Origin of the sequence: Saccharomonospora halophila 8 (genome assembly GCF_000383775.1) — a bacterium.
Classification (GTDB): Bacteria; Actinomycetota; Actinomycetes; order Mycobacteriales; family Pseudonocardiaceae; genus Saccharomonospora; species Saccharomonospora halophila.
In genome coordinates, this window is record NZ_KB912584.1 from 1 (window position 1) to 2,252 (window position 2,252).

Genomic DNA, 2,252 nt, shown 5'->3' on the forward strand with positions numbered 1-2,252 from the left:
CCCGGCGCGCCGCCGCGGACGCGGACGGGCCGACGGGGTCGGCGGACACCGGTGGCCGACGGGCCGGCAACCGTCGCTGAGCTGGATTTGCGTAGGTCTACTCACGGGTTACTCGGTGTCTTCACGCTGTCGCCACCCCCGCTGTCCCGGGCACGCTGAGGACAGCCTCGGACGAGGTACCCGGGTCCGGTCACCGGTCGCCAGCTACTGGGGGTCTGGCGAACGACACGCCGGACCGGCACGGGTGCCCCACCGGGGTCCCGCCGCCCGGCCGGAGAGGGGGAGCATTGGGGGAGCACCCGGCCGGGCGGGCCGGCCCCGCCCTTCGGGTCGTCTATCCTTGGAGGGCGTGGTCGGCCCGTGGGCCGACGCGAACAACCACGACCCGCTGGAGCGTGCACCCCGTGTTCGACACACTCTCCGATCGGCTCACGTCGGTCCTGCAGAACCTGCGCGGCAAAGGCAAGCTCACCGACGCCGACATCGACGCCACCGCCCGGGAGATCCGGATCGCGCTGCTGGAGGCCGACGTCGCGCTGCCGGTCGTGCGCGCGTTCATCAAGCAGATCAAGGAGCGGGCCAAGGGTGTCGAGGTCTCCCAGGCGCTGAACCCCGCCCAGCAGGTCATCAAGATCGTCAACGAGGAACTCGTCGGCATCCTCGGTGGCGAGACCCGCCGGCTGAACCTGGCCAAGAACCCGCCGACGGTGATCATGCTCGCGGGACTGCAGGGCTCCGGCAAGACCACGCTGGCGGGCAAGTTGGCGCTGTGGCTCAAGCAGCAGGGGCACGCCCCGATGCTCGTCGCCTGCGACCTCCAGCGGCCGAACGCGGTGACCCAGCTCCAGGTGGTCGGCGAGCGCGCCGGGGTGCCGACGTTCGCGCCCGAACCGGGTAACGGGGTCGGTGACCCGGTCGACGTCGCGCGCCGCTCGATCGACGAGGCCGGCCGCGCCCAGCACGACGTCGTGGTCGTCGACACCGCGGGCCGCCTCGGTGTCGACGAGGAGATGATGCAGCAGGCCGCCGACATCCGGGACGCGGTCACGCCGGACGAGACGCTGTTCGTGGTCGACGCCATGATCGGTCAGGACGCGGTCACCACGGCCGAGGCGTTCCGGGACGGCGTCGGGTTCAACGGGGTGGTGCTCACCAAGCTCGACGGCGACGCCCGGGGCGGTGCGGCCCTGTCGGTGCGGCACGTCACCGGCGAACCGATCCTGTTCGCCTCGAACGGGGAGAAGCTGGAGGACTTCGACGTCTTCCACCCGGACCGGATGGCGAGCCGGATCCTCGGCATGGGGGACATGCTGACCCTGATCGAACAGGCCGAGCAGGCGTTCGACCAGGAGAAGGCCGAGGAGGCCGCGGGCAAGCTCGGCTCGGGCGAGCTCACCCTGGAGGACTTCCTCGACCAGATGCTGGCCGTGCGGCGGATGGGCCCGATCGGCAACCTGCTCGGCATGCTGCCCGGGGCCGGGCAGATGAAGGACCAGCTCTCCCAGGTCGATGACGCCCACCTCGACCGGCTGCAGGCCATCATCCGGGGGATGACGCCCGCCGAGCGGGAGAACCCGAAGATGATCAACGCCTCCCGCAGGCAGCGCATCGCCCGGGGTTCGGGTGTCACCGTCCGCGACGTCAACGACCTCGTGAACCGCTTCTTCGAGGCCCGCAAGATGATGCAGCAGATGGCCGGTCGGTTCGGCATCGGCGGCGGGGGCGGCGCCGGCGGCGGCGGCAAGAAGGGCAAGAAGGGCAAGAAGGGCAAGAAGGGCAAGAACCGCGGGCCCACGCAGCCCAAGATGCCCGGCGGCTTCCCCGGCGGGCTCCCGCAGGGGCCCGGCGCCGGTGGCGGCGGCACCCCCGACCTGTCCCAGCTCGGTGGCGGCCTGAACGACCTGCCGCCGGGCTTCGACCCGTCGAAGTTGAAGCTGCCGAAGAAGAAGTAGGCGGGGCACGGGCGCGGCACACCCGCACGCCCCCGACGCCGCCAACCGCCAGCCGGACGGAAAGGTCGCGGACGACGAGCCGATGTATCACCTGCGAGGGGTCGTGCTGCCCGACGGGGCCGAGCGGGACCTGTGGATCGACGACGGCCGTGTGCACGTCCACCCACCGGAGGGAGCGGAGGCGGCCCGCAGCCTCGCGGGCGGGTTCGTCGTCCCCGGTCTGGTGGACGCGCACTGCCACCCGGGCATCGGCCCGGACGGGCCCACCACCCTGGACTCCGCCGCCGACCAGGCGCGCCG

Annotated in this window: 1 protein-coding gene and 1 pseudogene; both read left to right on the forward strand. The window is 72.1% G+C overall.

Features of this window, described 5'->3' with window-relative positions; translation table 11 throughout:
• Positions 1 to 404: 404 nt before the first annotated feature.
• Positions 405 to 1,952 carry a signal recognition particle protein gene (gene ffh, locus SACHA_RS0117975; RefSeq protein WP_028663320.1) on the forward strand — a complete coding sequence of 516 codons (1,548 nt, stop codon included), beginning with the start codon at positions 405 to 407 and terminating at the stop codon, positions 1,950 to 1,952.
• Positions 1,953 to 2,034: 82 nt separating this feature from the next.
• Positions 2,035 to 2,252 (forward strand): annotated as a pseudogene (locus SACHA_RS25765) (amidohydrolase family protein); the annotation flags it as partial.